19 protein-coding genes and 1 riboswitch are annotated in these 19,423 nt (G+C 33.5%); of the genes, 16 read left to right on the top strand and 3 right to left on the bottom strand.

Annotated features, from left to right (window positions below; all coding sequences use genetic code 11):
* Window positions 1-15 precede the first annotated feature (15 nt).
* Window positions 16-1,122, bottom strand: coding sequence for an efflux RND transporter periplasmic adaptor subunit (locus G7A72_RS02180; protein ID WP_165151252.1), 1,107 nt, complete (start codon window positions 1,120-1,122; stop codon window positions 16-18).
* Window positions 1,123-1,144: 22 nt separating this feature from the next.
* Window positions 1,145-1,642 (bottom strand): GbsR/MarR family transcriptional regulator, encoded by a 498-nt coding sequence (locus G7A72_RS02175; RefSeq protein WP_165151251.1) that lies wholly within the window; start codon window positions 1,640-1,642, stop codon window positions 1,145-1,147.
* Between the two features lie 163 nt (window positions 1,643-1,805).
* Between G7A72_RS02175 and G7A72_RS02170 the strand changes: the two genes are divergently transcribed.
* The 15 genes from G7A72_RS02170 to G7A72_RS02100 all read left to right on the top strand — a co-directional run bounded on the left by G7A72_RS02170 (window position 1,806) and on the right by G7A72_RS02100 (window position 17,574).
* Window positions 1,806-2,672 (top strand): DUF1080 domain-containing protein, encoded by an 867-nt coding sequence (locus tag G7A72_RS02170; protein WP_241258564.1) that lies wholly within the window; start codon window positions 1,806-1,808, stop codon window positions 2,670-2,672.
* Between the two features lie 121 nt (window positions 2,673-2,793).
* The gene (locus tag G7A72_RS02165; RefSeq protein ID WP_165151250.1) at window positions 2,794-4,023 is read left to right on the top strand and encodes an HD domain-containing protein; all 1,230 of its coding nucleotides are present in this window, start codon (window positions 2,794-2,796) and stop codon (window positions 4,021-4,023) included.
* Window positions 4,024-4,063: 40 nt separating this feature from the next.
* Window positions 4,064-5,107, top strand: a complete 1,044-nt coding sequence (lpxD, locus tag G7A72_RS02160; RefSeq protein ID WP_165151249.1) for a UDP-3-O-(3-hydroxymyristoyl)glucosamine N-acyltransferase — start codon at window positions 4,064-4,066, stop codon at window positions 5,105-5,107.
* Window positions 5,100-6,488: a bifunctional UDP-3-O-[3-hydroxymyristoyl] N-acetylglucosamine deacetylase/3-hydroxyacyl-ACP dehydratase gene (locus G7A72_RS02155; RefSeq protein WP_113666049.1), complete on the top strand. Its 1,389-nt coding sequence runs from the start codon at window positions 5,100-5,102 to the stop codon at window positions 6,486-6,488. The genes lpxD and G7A72_RS02155 overlap by 8 nt, the downstream gene beginning before the upstream one ends.
* An 87-nt stretch (window positions 6,489-6,575) precedes the next feature.
* Window positions 6,576-7,361: an acyl-ACP--UDP-N-acetylglucosamine O-acyltransferase gene (gene lpxA, locus G7A72_RS02150; RefSeq protein ID WP_113665729.1), complete on the top strand. Its 786-nt coding sequence runs from the start codon at window positions 6,576-6,578 to the stop codon at window positions 7,359-7,361.
* 59 nt (window positions 7,362-7,420) lie between these two features.
* Window positions 7,421-7,987 (top strand): elongation factor P, encoded by a 567-nt coding sequence (gene efp, locus G7A72_RS02145; RefSeq protein ID WP_113665730.1) that lies wholly within the window; start codon window positions 7,421-7,423, stop codon window positions 7,985-7,987.
* A gap of 68 nt (window positions 7,988-8,055) precedes the next feature.
* Window positions 8,056-8,985, top strand: coding sequence for a UDP-3-O-(3-hydroxymyristoyl)glucosamine N-acyltransferase (locus G7A72_RS02140; protein ID WP_165151248.1), 930 nt, complete (start codon window positions 8,056-8,058; stop codon window positions 8,983-8,985).
* Window position 8,986: 1 nt separating this feature from the next.
* The gene (locus G7A72_RS02135; protein ID WP_091169631.1) at window positions 8,987-9,349 is read left to right on the top strand and encodes a hypothetical protein; all 363 of its coding nucleotides are present in this window, start codon (window positions 8,987-8,989) and stop codon (window positions 9,347-9,349) included.
* Between the two features lie 94 nt (window positions 9,350-9,443).
* Window positions 9,444-10,316: a succinate--CoA ligase subunit alpha gene (sucD, locus tag G7A72_RS02130; protein ID WP_035672307.1), complete on the top strand. Its 873-nt coding sequence runs from the start codon at window positions 9,444-9,446 to the stop codon at window positions 10,314-10,316.
* Window positions 10,317-10,533: 217 nt separating this feature from the next.
* Entirely contained in the window at window positions 10,534-10,956 is a 423-nt protein-coding gene (locus tag G7A72_RS02125; protein WP_091169635.1) for a hypothetical protein, read from the top strand.
* A gap of 123 nt (window positions 10,957-11,079) precedes the next feature.
* Window positions 11,080-11,176, top strand: a riboswitch (SAM-I-IV-variant riboswitch).
* A gap of 54 nt (window positions 11,177-11,230) precedes the next feature.
* The gene (locus tag G7A72_RS02120; RefSeq protein ID WP_165151247.1) at window positions 11,231-12,553 is read left to right on the top strand and encodes a Na+/H+ antiporter NhaC family protein; all 1,323 of its coding nucleotides are present in this window, start codon (window positions 11,231-11,233) and stop codon (window positions 12,551-12,553) included.
* 182 nt (window positions 12,554-12,735) lie between these two features.
* On the top strand, window positions 12,736-13,482 hold the full coding sequence (gene fabG, locus G7A72_RS02115) for a 3-oxoacyl-[acyl-carrier-protein] reductase (RefSeq protein WP_113633871.1): 747 nt from the start codon (window positions 12,736-12,738) through the stop codon (window positions 13,480-13,482).
* A gap of 100 nt (window positions 13,483-13,582) precedes the next feature.
* Window positions 13,583-15,610 (top strand): hypothetical protein, encoded by a 2,028-nt coding sequence (locus G7A72_RS02110; RefSeq protein WP_165151246.1) that lies wholly within the window; start codon window positions 13,583-13,585, stop codon window positions 15,608-15,610.
* Window positions 15,611-15,624: 14 nt separating this feature from the next.
* Window positions 15,625-16,521 carry a LysR family transcriptional regulator gene (locus G7A72_RS02105; protein ID WP_165151245.1) on the top strand — a complete coding sequence of 299 codons (897 nt, stop codon included), beginning with the start codon at window positions 15,625-15,627 and terminating at the stop codon, window positions 16,519-16,521.
* A gap of 138 nt (window positions 16,522-16,659) precedes the next feature.
* On the top strand, window positions 16,660-17,574 hold the full coding sequence (locus tag G7A72_RS02100; protein WP_371807564.1) for a YeiH family protein: 915 nt from the start codon (window positions 16,660-16,662) through the stop codon (window positions 17,572-17,574).
* On the opposite strand, the gene G7A72_RS02095 is transcribed toward G7A72_RS02100, so the two are convergent.
* Window positions 17,558-18,307, bottom strand: coding sequence for a YoaK family protein (locus G7A72_RS02095; protein ID WP_165151244.1), 750 nt, complete (start codon window positions 18,305-18,307; stop codon window positions 17,558-17,560). The two genes, G7A72_RS02100 and G7A72_RS02095, sit on opposite strands and share 17 nt — an antisense overlap.
* 98 nt (window positions 18,308-18,405) lie before the next feature.
* Between G7A72_RS02095 and G7A72_RS02090 the strand changes: the two genes are divergently transcribed.
* Entirely contained in the window at window positions 18,406-19,404 is a 999-nt protein-coding gene (locus G7A72_RS02090) for a zinc dependent phospholipase C family protein (RefSeq protein ID WP_165151243.1), read from the top strand.
* Window positions 19,405-19,423: the final 19 nt, after the last annotated feature.

The raw sequence follows: 19,423 nt of genomic DNA, 5'->3' as shown, positions 1-19,423 counted from the left end.
TAGTTAGTGTGTGAATTATTTTTTTGCAGGATTGATTATGGTATTAAAATCGACTACTTCAGGTTTAATAAGGGTTCCTTCAGTAACAATCCCAACACCTTCAACAAGTATTTTATCATTTAAATTTAATCCGCTATCCACTACAAAAAATTTGCCTCCAGGAATTGCACGAACTACAATAGGAACCGCTTGTACTTTGTTATTTTTATCCACAACAAGGGCAATACGCTTGTCTTGCAATTCTAATGTCGCATTTTGTGGGACAATAATAACATCTTCTAAATTTGTTGGGATTTGTATCGTTCCACTTCCTCCAGAACGCAACAATTTGTTTCCGTTTGCAAAGCGTGCTCTTACATTAAACGATCCTGTTTGTGCATTGGCTTGTCCACTAAAGGTTTCAATTTTACCCTTTTGTTCATAAGGCATACCATTGCTCAAAACCAAATTCACCGCTTCCATTTTGTTTATTTTTTCCTGAAATGACTTTCCTTCAGCATTCATCATGATATCCAATTGTTCTTTTTCATTCACTGAGAAATAAGCATAAATGGTACTTACATCTGAAATTCGGGTTAATGGTTCAACGGTTTGGCTACTGACATAACTTCCCAGTCTTAAAGGTAAATTCCCTACGATTCCATTCACGGGACTTTTTATAGTAGCATAATTAATTCTGGCAACGATACTTTGATAGGTACTTCTAGCACTAGCTAAATTTGCTTTTGCAGTTTCTAATTGCACATCACTGATAATGTTGCGCTCTACCAAAGGGATTAATCGATTTACCTCCACTTGAGCCGCAGCAACTTTTGCTTTTGCAGCACCAGCTTCTTGGGTTGCTGTTTGTGTCTCTAACTTAAAAAGCAATTGCCCTTTTTTAACTTCTTGGCCTTCTTGCACATATATTTTTTCAATATAGCCATCCACTTTTGCACGAATGTCAATATCAGTAATTCCTTCTAAACTGGCAGGATACTCCGCTAATAAAGTGGTATTAGAGTTTCCTATTTTGACTACTTTATAGGACATAACTGGAGGAGCTGTTTGAGCAGTTTCTTTTTTGCAGGAGAATAAGCTTATTGATAACAAAATTATACTTATAAAATATTTCTTTTTCATACGGACTATTTACTAAAATTGATTAATTATTTTTACTATTACTGATTTCTATTTCTTTGAATTTTTCGATGGTTTTAATCAAAAGCTCTTCTACTTCACATACATGGGCTTTATAGGCTTTTACATTTTCCATGTTGCATTGTTCCTCTTTACAGGAAATAGTTTGCTCTCTGTAGGTGATTAATTTGTCTATTATTTTTTTTTCAAAATCAAGGATTTTGATATAATTAAAAAGTCTTTCACTAAATGGAGATGGTTTAAAATATTTTTTACGATCGCCACTTACTGTGTAGTAATTTATTTTATCCATCTTTAGCAATAGATTTAAGTTTGTGGAAATAGAGCTTTTACTGGCAGCCATTTTTTCAACTATCTCTTCAAATGTTAACCCGGTCTTGCAACCATCTACTATTAATAATCCAAGAATTCTGGAACCTAGTGGCGGTAAATTGTATAATAACTCAAAATGAATTCCGAACATCTCGATGAGTTCTTCTCTCTCTTTTTGGATTGTTGCCATGATTTTTTTTGCAAAAGTAAAGTTAGTTCGTAATTTACCGAACTAAACGAACTTAAAATTATGTTAATTTTCAAGAAAACGATTTCTCTATAACTTATTGTCGTTCGAATAAAAATCTAAAGTTTAACCCTCAATTAGTTATATTTAAATTAAAAGTTAGTTCGTGAAAAAAAAATGCTTAATATTGAAAAGAGAACAATTAGCCTATATTGTATTAAACCAAATGAATTTAACTATGAAATCTAAAGACTTCACGAACTCTTTTTTAATGATTGCCTTATTTTCTGCAACGACAGCTATGGCGCAACACAAATATGTCAACACGCCGCCGGAGGTTTCACCAATGCCAATGAAACCGGAAATGACTGAAATTTGGGAACCAGAAGTGAAAGTTATTACTCCCGCAAAAACCATTGGAAATGCACCTTCGGATGCCATTATTTTATTTGACGGTAAAAACTTAGATCAATGGGTAAGTCAAAAAGATGCCAGCAAAACTGCACCTTGGAAAATTATTGACAAAGATTACATGGAAGTTGTTCCGGGTTCTGGAGCCATTCAAACCAAAATGGCTTTTGGTGATTGTCAGTTGCACCTGGAATGGAGTGCGCCGGATGTTGTTTTAGATGGTGGACAGGCAAGAGGAAATAGTGGTGTATTTTTCCAAAATAGGTATGAATTGCAAATATTGGATTCCTACAATAACAGAACATACAGCAATGGCCAGGCGGGAAGCATCTATAAAGATCATCCGCCATTAGTTAACGCGGTAAAAACACCATTAGAGTGGAATGCTTATGATGTAATTTATACGGCACCTCGATTCAAAGCAGATGGCAAAATTGATGCTCCAGCTAGAATAACCGTATTTTTGAATGGGGTTTTGGTACAAAATAACGCGACTATTAACGGATTGACACTTTATATTGGTTTACATAATTATCCGTCCTCTCATGGCGATGATGTTATTTCGCTTCAAGATCATGATTCTAAAAATCAATTCAGAAATATTTGGATTAGAAAACTTTAAAAAATAGACCAACGGAGCGCAACAAACGCTCCGTTTTTTTTTGCTCTAAATCAGAAGCAGGAACGTTTCTGTTTTGAAATCTAAATTACTTATATTTGTTGACCTTAAAAACAAACTTATAGTGAGTCAAATCAATAAGCTGAAAATATTCAATGATCCCATTTATGGGTTTATTACCATTCCAAATGCCTTAATTTACGATTTAGTTCAGCATCCCTATTTTCAAAGATTGCGTCGAATTTCCCAAATGGGATTGTCGTATTTAGTATATCCTGGTGCCAATCATACTCGTTTTCATCATGCTTTAGGTTGCATGCATTTAATGCAAAAAGCAGTCGATGTATTGCGTTTCAAAGGAGTTTCAATTTCTCCCGAAGAAGAAAATGCCTTGTATATTGCTATTTTATTGCATGATATTGGGCACGGACCGTTTTCGCATGCAATGGAAAAAAGCATTGTTGAAGATGTGCATCACGAAGAAATATCGCTTTTATTCATGAACCAATTGAATGTGGAATTCAATGGTCAGTTGAGTTTGGCAATTCAGGTTTTTAAAGGAGAATACAACAGGAAATTCATGTTGCAATTGATTTCTAGTCAGTTGGATATGGATCGAATGGATTATTTGAAACGCGATAGTTTTTACTCGGGCGTGGCAGAAGGAAATGTCAACTCAGAACGACTGATTCAAATGATGAACGTGGTGGACGATTATTTGGTAATTGAAGAAAAAGGAATTTATTCTGTAGAGAAATTCTTAATGTCTAGACGCTTGATGTATTGGCAGGCATATTTACACAAAACGAGTTTAGTGGCAGAGTTAATTTTGATGAAAATCTTAAAGCGCGCCAAAGAATTAACTTTGAAAGGAGTGCAATTGCCATGCAGTGAACCGTTATTGTTTTTCATGCAAAACAAAGTTACGATTGATACTTTTGATGCTGAAACCTTGGATTTATTTGCTCAATTAGATGATTTTGATATTATTGGAGCTTTGAAATCTTGGCAAAAACAGGATGATTTTATTCTGTCGTCTTTAAGTAAAATGATAGTAAACCGAGATTTATTAAAAATAAAATTAACGAGTGAAAAAGTAGCGATTGAAGAATTACAACCGCTTAAAGAGCGGTTTGCATTGGAAAATAATATTTCATTATTAGAAACTAATTATTTTATTTTTAAAGGGAAAATAAAAAACCAAGCATATAGCAAAGAAGCGGAACCGATACGTATTTTGAAAAAAGACAGTACAATTGAGGACGTCATAGAATCTTCTGACCAGCTGAATTTAAAATCGTTATCTAAATTAGTGACTAAGTATTATATCTGTTTCCCAAAACAACTGTTATAAAAACGTCATTTAAAATCTATTTTTTTATATTTTTGTCGCGATGAAATTTACAGCAGAACAAATAGCGGGGATTTTAGAAGGAGAAGTTGTTGGGAATCCCATGGCGGAAGTTTTTAGATTGTCAAAAATCGAAGAAGGTATGGAGGGATCGCTTACTTTTTTATCAAATCCTAAATATCTTAATTATATATATTCTACAAAAGCCTCAGTAACAATTGTTAATGAGACTTTTGTTCCGGAATCACCTTTGACAACCACATTGATAAAAGTACAGGATGCTTATGCGGCATTTTCTAAATTATTAGAATTTTACAATCAGGTGAAATTGAATAAAAGTGGAATAGAGCAACCTTCTTTTCTTTCGCAGAGTGTAAAATACGGAGATAATTTATATCTTGGCAGCTTTAGTTATGTGGGACAAAATGTAGTTTTGGGTGAAAATGTAAAAATTTATCCTAATTGCTTTATTGGTGATAATGTGGTAATTGGCGATAATGTATTGTTATTCGCTGGCGCAAAAATATATTCGGAGACCGTAATAGGGAATAATTGTACGATACATTCCGGAGCAATTATCGGTGCTGATGGTTTTGGTTTTGCACCAAATCCAGACGGAACGTACACTAAAATCCCGCAAATAGGCAATGTAATTATTGAAGATAATGTTGATATAGGTTCATGTACCACAATAGATAGGGCTACAATGGGATCAACAATTATTAGAAAAGGAGTAAAGCTTGACAATCAAATTCAGATTGCCCATAATGTAGAAATTGGCGAAAACACTGTAATTGCCGCTCAAACGGGGGTTGCTGGTTCTACAAAAATTGGAAAAAATGGGATGATTGGCGGTCAAGTTGGAATATCCGGACACTTAAATATTGGCAATAATGTTCGAATCCAAGCGCAATCGGGTGTAGGTAGAAATATAAAAGATAATGAAATCTTACAAGGAAGCCCTACATTTGGTTACAATGATTTTAGTAAATCGTATGTTCATTTCAAGAATTTACCAAAAATCGTTGCTGAAATAGAAGAATTAAAAAAACAAATATTAAACCAAAAAAATGGAAACAATGGTTAAACAGAAGACCATCAAAACAGAAATTTCGCTAACTGGAGTTGGATTACACACAGGAAAAGAAGTAAAAATGACTTTTAAACCTGCTCCAGTGAATAATGGTTTTACTTTTGTTCGAGTAGATCTGGAAGGGCAACCTATTATTGAAGCAGATGCAAATTATGTTGTAAACACGCAAAGAGGAACTAATTTAGAAAAATTAGGAGTAAAAATTCAGACACCTGAACATGTTTTAGCAGCATTAATTGGTTGTGATTTAGACAATGTCATTATTGAATTGAACGCCTCCGAACTTCCTATAATGGATGGATCTTCTAAGTATTTTGTAGAAGCGCTTGAAAAAGCAGGTTTTGAAGAGCAAAATGCGAAAAGAAATGTATATGTGGTGAAAGAAGTGATTTCTTTTACTGATGAAGCATCAGGAAGTGAAATTTTAGTAATGCCAAGCGATCATTATTGTGTAACGGCGATGGTTGATTTTGGGACTAAAATTTTAGGAACTCAGAATGCAAACATGAAAAGCATTGCTGATTTCAAAACTGAAATTTCAGAGTCCAGAACCTTTAGTTTCTTGCATGAATTAGAATCTCTTTTAGAAAATGGATTGATAAAAGGAGGTGATTTAAATAATGCTATTGTTTATGTTGATAAAGAAATTTCAGCAACTACAATGGAAAATTTAAAAGTTGCTTTTGGAAAAGAAGAAATTTCCGTTAAGCCAAATGGTATTTTAGATAATCTCACATTACATTATCCAAACGAAGCTGCAAGACATAAATTACTTGATGTAGTAGGTGATTTAGCTTTAATTGGAACAAGAATTCAAGGAAAGGTAATTGCCAATAAACCAGGTCATTTTGTGAACACACAGTTTGCGAAAAAAATGGCAAAAATCATAAAAATTGAACAAAGAAATTATGTTCCTGTTTATGATTTAAACTTAGAACCTTTGATGGATATTCATAAGATTATGGCGGTTCTACCTCATAGACCACCATTTTTGTTGATTGACAGAATTATTGAAATGTCTGAAACCCATGTTGTGGGGATGAAAAATGTAACCATGAATGAAAATTTCTTTGTGGGTCATTTTCCTGAAGCTCCAGTAATGCCGGGTGTTTTAATTGTGGAAGCAATGGCACAAACAGGAGGGATTTTAGTATTAAGTACAGTTCCTGATCCAGAAAATTATTTGACTTATTTTATGAAAATTGATAATGTCAAATTCAAACATAAAGTATTACCGGGTGACACTTTAATTTTTAAATGTGATTTAATTACGCCAATCAGAAGAGGAATTTGCCATATGCAAGCAAACGCATATGCAAATGGAAAACTAGTTGCTGAAGCAGAATTAATGGCGCAAATTGCAAAAAAACAATAGACTTAGGTTGAAAACTTTACAATTGAATCTCAACAAGAATTGATTGGAGTTTTTATTCTGATAAATATAAAAAATAAATAATAGCTGATGAATCAACCACTAGCCTATGTTCATCCAGGCGCCAAAATAGCCAAAAATGTTGTCATCGAGCCATTTACAACCATACACAATAATGTAATTATTGGAGATGGAACATGGATTGGTTCAAATGTCACCATCATGGAAGGGGCAAGAATTGGAAAAAATTGCAATATATTTCCGGGTGCTGTAATTTCAGCAGTGCCTCAGGATTTAAAATTTGGTGGAGAAGAATCTTTGGCAATAATTGGAGACAATTGTACGATTAGAGAATGTGTCACCATTAACAGAGGAACGATTGCATCAGGTCAAACGACTTTAGGTAATAATTGTTTGGTAATGGCTACCGCTCATATTGCTCACGATTGTCATATAGGAGATAACGCTATTATTGTGAACGGAGTCGCTTTGGCCGGTCATGTTACCGTTGGTAACTACGCTGTTATTGGTGGGTTGGCTGCAATTCATCAATTTATTCATATTGGCGATCACGCAATGATTTCTGGTGGATCTCTGGTTCGAAAAGATGTTCCGCCTTTCACAAAAGCAGCGAAAGAACCATTGTCGTATGTTGGAATTAATTCCGTAGGATTGAGAAGACGCGGTTTTACTACCGAAAAAATACGTGAAATTCAGGATATTTACAGAATTTTATATCAAAAAAATTACAATACCACTCAGGCTTTGGGAATAATTGAAGCAGAGATGGAAGCTACGCCAGAAAGAGATGAAATCATTGATTTTATTAGAAATTCATCAAGAGGAGTAATGAAAGGTTACTCGGGGAACTACTAAAAAATAAAGTAATTTCAGTTACCAAAAAATAAAAATAGTAATAAAAAATAAACAATAAAATGGCATCGACATCAGATATTAAAAACGGATTGTGTATCAAATACAACAACGATATTTACAAAATCATTGAATTTCTTCACGTAAAACCAGGAAAAGGTCCAGCTTTCGTTAGAACTAAATTAAGAAGTTTGACAAACGGAAAAGTTTTGGACAACACTTTTTCTGCAGGTCATAAAATCGAAGAAGTTCGAGTTGAAAATCATAAATTTCAGTTTTTATATCCAGAAGGTGATGATTTTCATTTTATGAATACAGAGACTTTCGAACAAATTACTTTGAATAAAAATATTTTAGATTCACCGGATTTATTGAAAGAAGGAGAAAATGTAATGGTGAGTATCAATACAGAGACTGATTTACCTCTTTCTGTAGATATGCCGGCATCTGTAATTCTTGAAGTTACTTATGCGGAGCCAGGAATCAAAGGAAATACAGCTACAAATGCAACAAAATCAGCAACTGTTGAAACAGGAGCAACTGTAAATGTCCCTTTATTTATTAATGAAGGAGATAAAATTAAAATTGATACTGCATCAGGTTCTTATATGGAACGTGTAAAAGAGTAGATTACAGTGTTCAGTATTCAGTTTAAAAAGTAGCTGAATACTGAATATTGAAACCGAACATTAAATTTATGAAATTCCAAAAAGTTTACACTTTAGAAGAAATTGCTACTATCATCGACTGTGAATATGTTGGTGATAAAGATTTTCCAGTGACTGGAATGAATGAAATTCACGTTGTTGAATCTGGAGATATTGTTTTTGTAGATCATCCTAAATATTATGACAAAGCATTAAATTCAGCGGCAACAATAGTTTTAATCAATAAACACGTTGCTTGTCCAGATGGAAAAGCACTGTTGATTTCTGAAGATCCTTTTAGGGATTTTAATAAATTGACAAATTATTTCAAGCCATTTCAATTTTCGAATGTTTCAATAGCTACTTCAGCTTATATCGGTGAAGGAACTGTAATTCAGCCCAATACATTTATTGGAAATCATGTTGTTATTGGAAATAATTGTTTAATTCATTCCAATGTTTCGATTTATGATTATACCGTTATTGGAAATAATGTAATCATTCATGCAGGAACTATTCTGGGTGCTGATGCATTTTATTACAAAAAACGTCCTGAAGGATATGATCAATTACTTTCTGGTGGTAGAGTGGTCATCAAAGATAATGTGGGAATAGGGGCCCTTTGTACTATTGACAAAGGAGTTACAGGTGATACCACTATTGGTGAGGGTACAAAAATTGACAATCAGGTACATGTTGGACACGACACTGTTATTGGGAAAAAATGTTTAATTGCTTCCCAAACCGGAATTGCAGGCTGTGTGATTATTGAAGACGAAGTTACTATTTGGGGACAAGTAGGAACGACCAGCGGAATAACAATAGGAGCTAAGGCAGTGATTATGGGACAAACTGGTGTCACAAAATCTGTTGAAGGTGGGAAATCCTATTTTGGTACTCCAATAGAAGAATCAAGAGAAAAATTGAAACAACTGGCTAATATCAAGAAGATACCAGAAATTCTTAATAAACTAAAGTAATATGTCTGCTAAAGAAATCGTTCAGCAATTTTACAAATCAGATGCTCTCATCGATAGCGAGGTCATAAAAGATTTTTTGCATCCTGAAGTTATCGTTGAATGGAACAGTAGCAAAGGATTAGTTCAATTGAATTATGATTCTTTGGTAAGTTTATCCAATGATTTGAGTAAGGCATATGTACGTTCTAAAGTTCGTATTAGTCATATTATTTCTGAAAATGATTTAATTTCAGTTCGGTATTCTCATTTTGTGAAAACGATTGAGAATCCAAGAGAAGAGATGTTATTGGCACATTTTATTGTTATTTGGCAAATAAAAGACAATAAATTATTTCGAGGGTATCAAATGAGTCAATTATCATAATTTAGTGTCAAAAAACTGAATGCCGAAGATTGATTAGTGCTTACTATTTTATACTTTTGCATAACCATTTTAAAAACTACATAAAAAATATATCATGAGTGTTTTAGTTAATAAAGATTCCAAAATAATTGTTCAAGGTTTTACAGGAAGCGAAGGAACTTTCCATGCTTCTCAAATGATTGAGTACGGTACTAACGTTGTTGGTGGTGTAACTCCAGGAAAAGGGGGAACAACTCATTTAGACAGACCAGTTTTCAATACTGTAAAAGACGCTGTAGAACAAGCGGGTGCTGATACAACTATCATTTTTGTACCGCCGGCTTTTGCTGCAGATGCAATTATGGAAGCTGCAGATGCTGGTATAAAAGTGATTATTGCAATTACTGAAGGAATTCCTGTTGCTGACATGATAAAAGCAAATAGTTACGTTAAAGAAAGAAACGCAAGATTAATCGGTCCGAACTGTCCTGGAATTATTACTCCGGGTGAAGCTAAAGTTGGTATTATGCCAGGTTTTGTTTTTAAGAAAGGAACCGTTGGTATTGTTTCTAAATCTGGAACATTAACGTATGAAGCTGCTGACCAAGTTGTAAAACAAGGATTAGGAATCACTACTGCAATTGGTATTGGTGGAGATCCAATCATTGGAACTACTACAAAAGAAGCGGTTGAATTATTGATGAATGACCCAGAAACAGAATGTATCGTAATGATCGGTGAAATTGGTGGACAATTAGAAGCGGATGCTGCTCATTGGATTAAAGCTGATGGTAACCGTAAACCAGTTGTGGGTTTCATCGCAGGAGTTACGGCTCCTCCAGGACGTACAATGGGACATGCTGGTGCAATCGTTGGTGGATCTGATGATACTGCTGAAGCTAAAAAACAAATCATGAGAGAATGTGGAATTCACGTAGTAGATTCTCCAGCTGAAATTGGTAAAAAAGTAAAAGAAGTTTTAGGTTAATCTAAACTCCAATTAAATATTTTTAAAAGCCTCACAATTTGTGGGGCTTTTTTATTATTAATTGAATTAAAGAAATATCTTTGCACTTTATTAAATATTTCTGTTTTTGCAGATTCAATTGTAATAAGAACAAACATAAACGAATGGTTTCTAATGGACCTCACGATTTTGTGGGGTATTTTTTTGTCGAAACCAGTTCAAATAAAAATAAAATAATATGTACAAAGAGTTAAAAAATTTCAAGGTTACCAATCAGTTTTCATTTACTACAGAAGATAGTTTAGCAGAAGTTTGCAACGCATCAGAAGGTTCTGGAGTATTTTTAGTGTATTCAGTAGGTGATGAAAAAGAACTAATTATGGTTGGTTCTACTGGAACTGTTCAAAATAATGGAACTTTGAAAATTAAAAATGGTGGTTTGAACGATAAAATCGTTGAAGGACACCAATTTGCAAAAACAGGAAGAAAATATTCTTGGCCAGCACAAATGAAAATTGAAAATATCAGCACGCTAGAAGTAGTTTGGTATGAAACATTCAATGATGAAACTAAAGTGATTCCAACATTCGTAGAAGGACAAGTTTTACAAAACTTTCTTGATGAAAATGGAAGATTACCAAAATGGAATGTAGCTTTCTAAAAGTTAACAACTGTTTTTCAGTATTTTATATTTAAGCGCTACATTTTTATGTGGCGCTTTTTTTGTTTTATTATTTTTTTGAATGAAATTCAAAATATTTCATAAATAATTAATTACTTTTGCACCCGTTATCACGAATCCTTCAATAGGATAGCAACCTGCAACAACAAGCAAGGTGCTAAAACGATAAGCCAAATCCTTTGGAAAAAATGTTGTTTACATTCCCATATTTAGCTTTGTTTTTCGTCATAATTTTTAATTTAAAATTATTTTTATGACTTTATTTTCTAAAGAAAAAGGAAATGCCTTTGCCTTGATTCCTTTATTTGTTTTTATTTTTACTTTTTTAGGAGCGGGAATTATTTTGAATGATTTTTATGCTTTCCCATCTCCAGTAGCTGTTTTAGTTGGTATAATCGCCGCTTTTTTATTATTCAAATCCTCAACTGAGGATAAAGTTGAAACGTTAATCGCAGGTTGTGGCGAAAGTAAAATCATGACCATGTGTTTAATTTACTTGCTAGCGGGAGCGTTCGCAGTGGTAAGTAAAGCAATGGGCGGAGTTGACGCTGTGGTGAATCTTGGAATAAATACTATCGACGTTGCTTACTTTCCGTTAGGTATTTTCTTGATTGCTTCTTTTTTATCAACTGCTACAGGAACTTCAGTAGGTGCAATTGTAGCGATTGGTCCAATCGCTGTCGCATTAGCTGATAAAAGTGGCGCTTCATTACCGCTTATATCTGGCGCTTTATTAGGTGGTTCTATGCTTGGTGACAATCTTTCCATGATTTCTGATACTACTATTGCAGCAACGCAATCCTTAGGATGTGATCTAAAAGACAAGTTCAAAATCAACTTGTTTATTGCTTTTCCAGCTGCAGTTTTTACTATTCTGGTTTTCTTTTATCTTGGTTTGAACTCGGATATTGTGACTGTTGCCATTGCAAAAAGTGATTTTTCTTGGATTGCAATCGTACCTTATATTTTAGTAATCGTATTGGCTGTTGTGGGTGTTAATGTATTTTCAACATTGCTTATTGGTACTTTATTAGCAGGTATTATAGGATATTTTGGTGGTTCATTTACGCTGATGGAATTTACGCAAAAGATATATGAAGGTTTTACCAGTATGACCGATATTTTCTTATTGTCAATGCTAACGGGTGGTTTAGCTGCTATGGTAGATAAAGCGGGTGGAATAACGTATTTATTAGTTCAAATTAAAAAAAGAATTAAAAGTAAAAAATCAGCTCAAGCGGGAATTGGCGCTATAGTAGGTTTTGCTAATTTAGCTATAGCGAATAATACGGTTTCTATTGTAATTACAGGGCCAATTGCTAAAGAAATTAATGATGAGTACGAATTAAATCCTAAAAAAACGGCTGCAATTCTGGATATTTTCTCGTGTATAATTCAAGGGATTTTACCTTATGGCGCTCAAGTATTGCTTATATTGAGCTACGCTAACGGGAAATTAGATTTCTTTGACTTAATTAGTAATGCATGGTATCATCTATTTCTACTAGTTTTTACATTAGTGGCTATTTACAGTTCGTTTTGGGACAAATGGACAAAGCGATTCTTTAAAATTTAAGAGTTGAATTTTGACTGTTATTGCTTTTGAATTTTTTTTAAAAAGGGAATTATTATATATTTGACGGGTGTAAGATAGCCCTGATAGCAGTGAAAATCCTTTTATGTAAGCGATAGCGGTCATAAAAGATTGAAGCGGATAGCAGGAATAGCTCCAAATAAAATTTAAACTAATTTTTGAATATGAAATTACTAGAAGGAAAAGTTGCCATAATTACTGGTGCGAGTAGAGGAATTGGAAAAGGAATTGCTGAAGTTTTTGCAAAACATGGTGCAAATGTAGCCTTTACATATAGTTCATCAGTAGAATCTGCTTTGGCTCTTGAAAATGAATTGAATGCTCTTGGAATTAAAGCCAAAGGATATCAATCGAATGCAGCCGATTTTAATGAAGCGCAAACTCTTGTAGACGCGGTTATAGCTGAATTTGGAACGGTTGATATTCTTATAAACAATGCCGGAATTACCAAAGACAATCTTTTGATGCGTATGTCTGAAGGCGATTTTGATCAAGTAATTGATGTTAACTTGAAATCGGTTTTTAATATGACTAAAGCCATCCAACGTACTTTCTTGAAACAACGTTCTGGCTCAATTATCAATATGAGTTCTGTTGTGGGAGTAAAAGGAAATGCTGGACAAACGAATTATGCTGCTTCAAAAGCGGGAGTTATTGGTTTTTCTAAATCAGTAGCATTGGAATTAGGATCACGTAATATTCGTTGTAATGTAATTGCTCCAGGATTTATAGAAACAGAAATGACGGCTAAATTAAACGAAGATGTTGTAAAAGGGTGGAGAGATGGAATTCCGTTGAAACGTGGCGGAACGACTGAAGATGTGGCTAATGCATGTCTTTTCTTTGCTTCAGATATGAGCGCGTATGTAACTGGACAGGTTATGAATGTTTGTGGGGGAATGCTTACTTAAAAATTAATTGAAAGATTGTAAAATTCAAAGATTTAAAGATTTTTGAACTATGTAATTAATTTTTAATCATTAAATCCTTCAATCTTTTAATAAAGAATAAATGACAACAAACACGCTACTATTATTACTGCTTTCTTTACTAATAGCTGGCGGATTGTCGTTTTTTCAATACATCTACAAAGCCAAAAACAAATCGAAAATCGGTTGGTTTTTGGCTTTTTTGCGTTTTTCATCCATTTTTGGAATTTTATTGTTGTTGATTAATCCAATAGTAACTAAAAATACGCTTGAAACGGTAAAAACGCCTTTGCCTATTGTTGTTGATAATTCGAGTTCTATTTCTTTTTTGAATGCCAATGAAAAAGCATTAGAATTGTATAAAAAAATACAATCAAACTCTGATTTACAAGAGAAATTTGATGTGCAATCGTATCAGTTTTCCGATGACTTTGAACTTACAGAAGCTTTTGATTTTAAAGGAACTCAAACTAATATTGATGTTGTTGCCAAAAATCTAAAAAGCATTTATAAAAATACAACATATCCAACGGTTTTGATTACAGATGGAAATCAAACTTCGGGTAATGATTATGTCTACAGTTTTGATGCTGTAAATAAAGTATATCCTGTGATTGTAGGCGATACAACGACTTTTTTAGATTTCAAAATCAATCAACTAAACGTTAATAAATATGCTTTTCATAAGAATAAATTTCCTGTAGAAGCTTTTTTACAGTATTCAGGAACCAAAAGTGTAACTGCTGATTTTGTTATTTCACAGGGAAATTCGGTGTTTAGTAAACAATCAATTACTTTTTCTCCCTCTAAGAAAACAGCAACTGTAAACATACTTTTACCGGCTGATAAAATAGGATTGCAGGTTTTTAAAGCTACAATATTATCAAAAGAAAAAGAAAAAAACACGTATAATAACACTAAGAATTTTGCGGTTGAAGTCATAGACCAAAAAACAAATATTGCTATTATTTCAGCTATAAGTCATCCTGATTTAGGCGCGATGAAAAGAGCAATTGAATCGAATGTACAGCGTAAAGTAACGATTGTTAAACCAAATGAAATCAAATCATTACAAGATTATAATGTTTTGATTTTATACCAACCAACGACTGAATTCAAAACTATTTTTGAGAATAATAAAGTTGTCGGAATTAATACATTTATTATTACTGGAAACAACACTGATTTTAATTTTCTGAATCAGCAGCAAGATAATTTGAACTTTAAAATGAGCGGACAAAAAGAAGATTATTTGTCGGTTTTTAATGGGCAGTTTAATTTATTTGCAGCTGACAATATTGGGTTTGAAAATTTACCGCCTTTGCAAAATGCTTTTGGAACTGTAACTACAAAAGGAGTGGTGTCTGTTTTACTTTCGTCCAAAATCAGAGCTATAGATACTAATTCACCTTTGTTGGCTTTTGCCGAAAATCAGGGCAAAAGAGCCGCTTATCTTTTAGGAGAAAACAGTTGGAAATGGCGTTTACAAACCCATGTCAACAATCAATCCTTTGAAAAATATGATGTTTTCATCGATAAGATTATTCAATTTTTGGCTTCTAATAATTCTAAAAAATCACTGGTGGTTGAACATGAAAGCTTCTATAATTCAGGTGAAGCCATTGAAATAACCGCTCAATTTTTTAATAAAAATTATGAGTTCGATGAAAAAGCCCGTTTGACAATTGCGGTGACCAATACCAAAACGAAGCAAACTAAAAATTACGATTTATTAAAAGGAAATAATTCCTATAAAGTCAATCTTGATGGATTGAAAGCGGGTTCTTATGCGTTTACTGTCAAAGAATTGAATTCAAAAACGACCTATTCCAGTAATTTTGAAATTCTTGATTTTAATATCGAAAAGCAATTCGTCAATCCCGATGTGGAGAAATTGACACAATTAGCCACGCAAACGCAAGGAAAAGCTTTTTTCACAGACCAAGTTGATGTGTTGATTAAAACGCTTTTAGAAAATGACGAATACAAAGCGATAGAGAAGAACATTGTTACTAAAACTCCTTTGATAGATTGGATTTGGTTATTGGTTTTAATTTCATTTTTGTTGGCAACGGAATGGTTTGTTCGAAAATACAACGGATTACTCTAATACAATTAAACAACATGGATTTTAGACTGAAAGTATTTTATACTGTTGCAAATCGTTTGAGTTTTACAAAAGCCGCAACGGAATTGTTCATTACGCAACCTGCGATTTCCAAACATATTCAAGAGTTAGAAGAGCAATATAAAATCAAATTGTTTGACAGGAATGGTTCCAAAATCGCATTGACAATTGCTGGTGAAGTATTATTGAAACACACCAAAAATATTTTCGAACTATATCGCGAGATCGATTTTGATATGAGCACTCTTATTAATCAACGTTCCGGATTGTTGCGATTAGGCGCCAGTACGACAATTTCTCAGTACATAATTCCGCCACTTTTAGCCCGTTTCCATCAAAAATTGGAAGATGTAAAAGTGAGTTTACTTAATGGAAACACCGAACAAATAGAAAATGCTTTACTAAACCAGGAAATTGAAATAGGAATTGTTGAAGGGCAATCAAAAAATAAATCTATTAAATATACCGAGTTTTTAAAAGATGAATTGGTTCTAGTTTGTAAGAGTTCCAATCCGTTAGTAAGTCTTGATGAAGTGACTCAGGAAGATCTTAAAAACATGCATTTTTTAATGAGGGAACAGGGTTCTGGAACACTTGAAGTTATTGAACATGCGTTAAAACCATTTGAAATTAAACTATCAGAACTACAAATTGAAATGCAATTAGGAAGTACCGAAAGTATAAAATCCTATTTGATAAACTCTGACTGCGTGGCTTTTATATCCATTCATGCGATAAAAAAAGAACTTCAAAACAATGAATTGGCTATATTAGATATTAAAGATTTAGTTATAGAACGTTACTTTTACGTCATTACATTACAAGGAAAAACGGATTCGCTATCGGATTTGTTTATCCAGAATATTTCCAACCATTATAATTTAAAGTTATAGCAGATTATAATTTGCGATTGGCTTAAATAGATTTATCTGCTGACCTTTGTACTGTACTAATTCAACAACTTTACATTGGAAACGCATCAAAAAGTCATACAAAAAGAATCTTTTATTTTTTTTAAAGTAAATGCCCCTTTGCAGCAACTTATTTTTGTTGTCTTGCTATTGTTTTGTACCACAATTTTTGTTTCTCCGCCGATTGCTTTAGTATTAGGATTGATTGTCGCCAACCTTTTTGGGCATCCTTTTTTAGAGTTGAATCACAAAGCGACCAATTATCTATTGCAGTTTTCAGTAGTTGGTTTAGGCTTTGGAATGAATGTTCACAGTGCTGTTTCTGCAGGAAAAGAAGGCTTTTTGTTTACCATTATTTCTATTGTGAGTACTTTAATTTTAGGAACTTTTTTAGGAAAATGGTTTAAAACGGATAAGAAAACATCTCATTTAATTTCTTGTGGCACTGCAATTTGTGGAGGAAGTGCCATTGCTGCGATTGCTCCAGTAATTAAATCGAATGAAAAACAAACCTCAGTTGCTTTAGGAGTGATATTCATTCTGAATTCGGTGGCGCTGTTTTTATTTCCTGCCGTGGGTCATTGGTTGGATTTAACTCAAAAAGAGTTCGGATTATGGTGCGCTATTGCTATTCATGACACGAGTTCTGTGGTAGGAGCGGCGAGTAAATTTGGCCCCGAAGCCTTGCAAATTGCTACAACGGTAAAATTAGCCCGAGCGTTATGGATTATTCCTGTCGCACTGATTACAGCATTTATTTTTAAAAATAAATCAGGTAAATTAAAAATCCCTTATTTTATCGGATTGTTTATTTTGGCGATGATTGCCAATACTTATTTGCCACAAATGGAGAGTGTAGCGCCACACTTGGTTTCCGTTTCTAAAATAGGTTTGACAATAACTTTGTTTCTTATTGGAGCCGGACTAAATAGAAATGTATTGAAGTCAGTGGGATTAAAACCACTGGTGCAGGGTGTTTTGCTTTGGACATTCATTGCAATTGCGACTTTGATTTCGATTATTTATCTAAAATAGTTTTGTGACGGAAGGTTTTTCGTTTGATCACATGAAATTGCAATCGGATATAATCATACAAAAGCGCAAACAACAAAAAGGTTGCAGCAACAAAAAGTGTTTCCATTTCCAGTAAATTATAAAGAAAACCACCCAAAATACAGCCTAAAAAAAAGAAAATAATAATCGATAATCGGAGGTAAATACTGGTTTTTAATTTCTTATTCTCTTCGGGTTTTTTATAAAAGAACAACTGCGACAGTTCTATTCCTAAATCAGTAAAAAGCCCCGTTAAATGGGTTGTTCGGACAGTAGATTGAGAAATTTTAGTTACCAAAGAATTTTGTATTCCCATCGCGAAAAGCATTGCAAAAGCAATCCATTTCCCTTCAATACTGGATAATGCAGATTGTGCTCCGAAAATCCCAACACTAATCAAAATAATCATTTCCAAAGAAATAGGAATAACATGAGATAAATTGGGATGTTTTCTCGAAATTAATTCAGCTAAAAAATTAGAAGTAAAGGCGCCAAACAAAAAGAAAATAGTGAATACAAAAAAGGTGATTGCGGCTGCGTAATCTCGCTTCATGATTTCTTCTGCAAAATAGGCGAAATGTCCTGTAACATTTGTTGTCAATGTTTGTACTGATAAAACTCCCGTAACATTTACAATTCCGGCAACAAAAGATAATAAAGTGGCTAAACGAAGATTGTGAATAAAAGTTCTGTTTTTTCCTTGATGACGAAACATATTTGTTGTTTTCTTTTTTTAATTAACAGAATCTTAAACCCAATTTTTTCTAATAACGATTTAAAGAAATACATTTGTACTTCAAAAAAATAAATTTAATGAAAAATTTTAAAATTAGACCTACACTAATCACTTTATCTGCTCTAGGAGTTGCACTTTTTCTTTTGTCATGGGGAGTTATTGGTCATGAACGAATCAACAGAGCGGCAGTAATGGCACTTCCAAAACCATTGCAGACTTTCTTTTACAATCATATTGATTTTATAACTCAGGAATCTACCGTTCCGGATTTAAGAAGAAATGTTTTGAATGATAAAATGGAACCACCACGTCATTATTTTGATATGGAAAACTTTGGTGATGTGGCTACATTTCCTAAGACTATGGACGAAGCGAAGCTAAAATACGACGAAAAATTCTTGACCAAAAACGGAATTTTACCTTGGCATATTCAAGATTTAATGGTGAAACTTACCAAAGCATTTAAGGAAAAAAGGAAAAATGAAATACTATTTATTGCAGGTGATTTAGGACATTATATTGCTGATGGTCACATGCCATTGCACACATCTGATAATCACGATGGGCAAAATACCAACCAAAAAGGAATTCACTCTTTATGGGAAAGCCGTTTGCCGGAATTGTTTGCAAAGAATTATAAATTCAACGTACCTCAAGGCGTTTATCTTGAAAATGTAGAAAAAGCAACATGGGACATGATTTTTGACACGCATAGTTTAGTGGAACCTCTATTAGCGATAGATAAAAAATTGAGAACTGCAACACCTGAAAATAAAATATTTGTGACTGATGCTAGTTGGGAAATTGTAAAAAATAAATACGGAGGAACCATGTATTCTGATGAGTATGCCAAACAATTGCATGCTGATATGAACGGAATGGTTCAACAACAAATGAGAAAAGCCATTACAGTTACGGCAAGTTTTTGGTACACTGCCTGGGTTAATGCCGGTAAACCCGATTTAAGTAATCTTGATACTCCAGCGTTAACTAAGAGAAACGGCAAACTTCTAAAAAAAGATATGAAGACGTATGCTAAAGGAAATCTTTTTGGTTTGACAAACGAAAAAGAGTAACTATATATTTCCAATTAAA

It is taken from the genome of Flavobacterium sp. Sr18 (assembly GCF_011064265.1).
GTDB lineage: Bacteria > Bacteroidota > Bacteroidia > Flavobacteriales > Flavobacteriaceae > Flavobacterium > Flavobacterium petrolei.
The sequence above is the reverse complement of the archived record's forward strand: the minus strand, read 5'-3'. Positions and strand labels throughout refer to the sequence as shown.

Excerpts from the sequence above, each read along its gene's own strand:
- G7A72_RS02180 (WP_165151252.1), bottom strand. The coding sequence starts at position 1,122 with ATGAAAAAGAAATATTTTATAAGTATAATTTTGTTATCAATAAGCTTA.
- G7A72_RS02175 (WP_165151251.1), bottom strand. The coding sequence starts at position 1,642 with ATGGCAACAATCCAAAAAGAGAGAGAAGAACTCATCGAGATGTTCGGA.
- lpxD (WP_165151249.1), top strand. The coding sequence starts at position 4,064 with ATGAAATTTACAGCAGAACAAATAGCGGGGATTTTAGAAGGAGAAGTT.
- G7A72_RS02155 (WP_113666049.1), top strand. The coding sequence starts at position 5,100 with ATGGTTAAACAGAAGACCATCAAAACAGAAATTTCGCTAACTGGAGTT.
- lpxA (WP_113665729.1), top strand. The coding sequence starts at position 6,576 with ATGAATCAACCACTAGCCTATGTTCATCCAGGCGCCAAAATAGCCAAA.
- efp (WP_113665730.1), top strand. The coding sequence starts at position 7,421 with ATGGCATCGACATCAGATATTAAAAACGGATTGTGTATCAAATACAAC.
- G7A72_RS02140 (WP_165151248.1), top strand. The coding sequence starts at position 8,056 with ATGAAATTCCAAAAAGTTTACACTTTAGAAGAAATTGCTACTATCATC.
- G7A72_RS02135 (WP_091169631.1), top strand. The coding sequence starts at position 8,987 with ATGTCTGCTAAAGAAATCGTTCAGCAATTTTACAAATCAGATGCTCTC.
- sucD (WP_035672307.1), top strand. The coding sequence starts at position 9,444 with ATGAGTGTTTTAGTTAATAAAGATTCCAAAATAATTGTTCAAGGTTTT.
- G7A72_RS02125 (WP_091169635.1), top strand. The coding sequence starts at position 10,534 with ATGTACAAAGAGTTAAAAAATTTCAAGGTTACCAATCAGTTTTCATTT.
- G7A72_RS02120 (WP_165151247.1), top strand. The coding sequence starts at position 11,231 with ATGACTTTATTTTCTAAAGAAAAAGGAAATGCCTTTGCCTTGATTCCT.
- fabG (WP_113633871.1), top strand. The coding sequence starts at position 12,736 with ATGAAATTACTAGAAGGAAAAGTTGCCATAATTACTGGTGCGAGTAGA.
- G7A72_RS02110 (WP_165151246.1), top strand. The coding sequence starts at position 13,583 with ATGACAACAAACACGCTACTATTATTACTGCTTTCTTTACTAATAGCT.
- G7A72_RS02105 (WP_165151245.1), top strand. The coding sequence starts at position 15,625 with ATGGATTTTAGACTGAAAGTATTTTATACTGTTGCAAATCGTTTGAGT.
- G7A72_RS02095 (WP_165151244.1), bottom strand. The coding sequence starts at position 18,307 with ATGTTTCGTCATCAAGGAAAAAACAGAACTTTTATTCACAATCTTCGT.
- G7A72_RS02090 (WP_165151243.1), top strand. The coding sequence starts at position 18,406 with ATGAAAAATTTTAAAATTAGACCTACACTAATCACTTTATCTGCTCTA.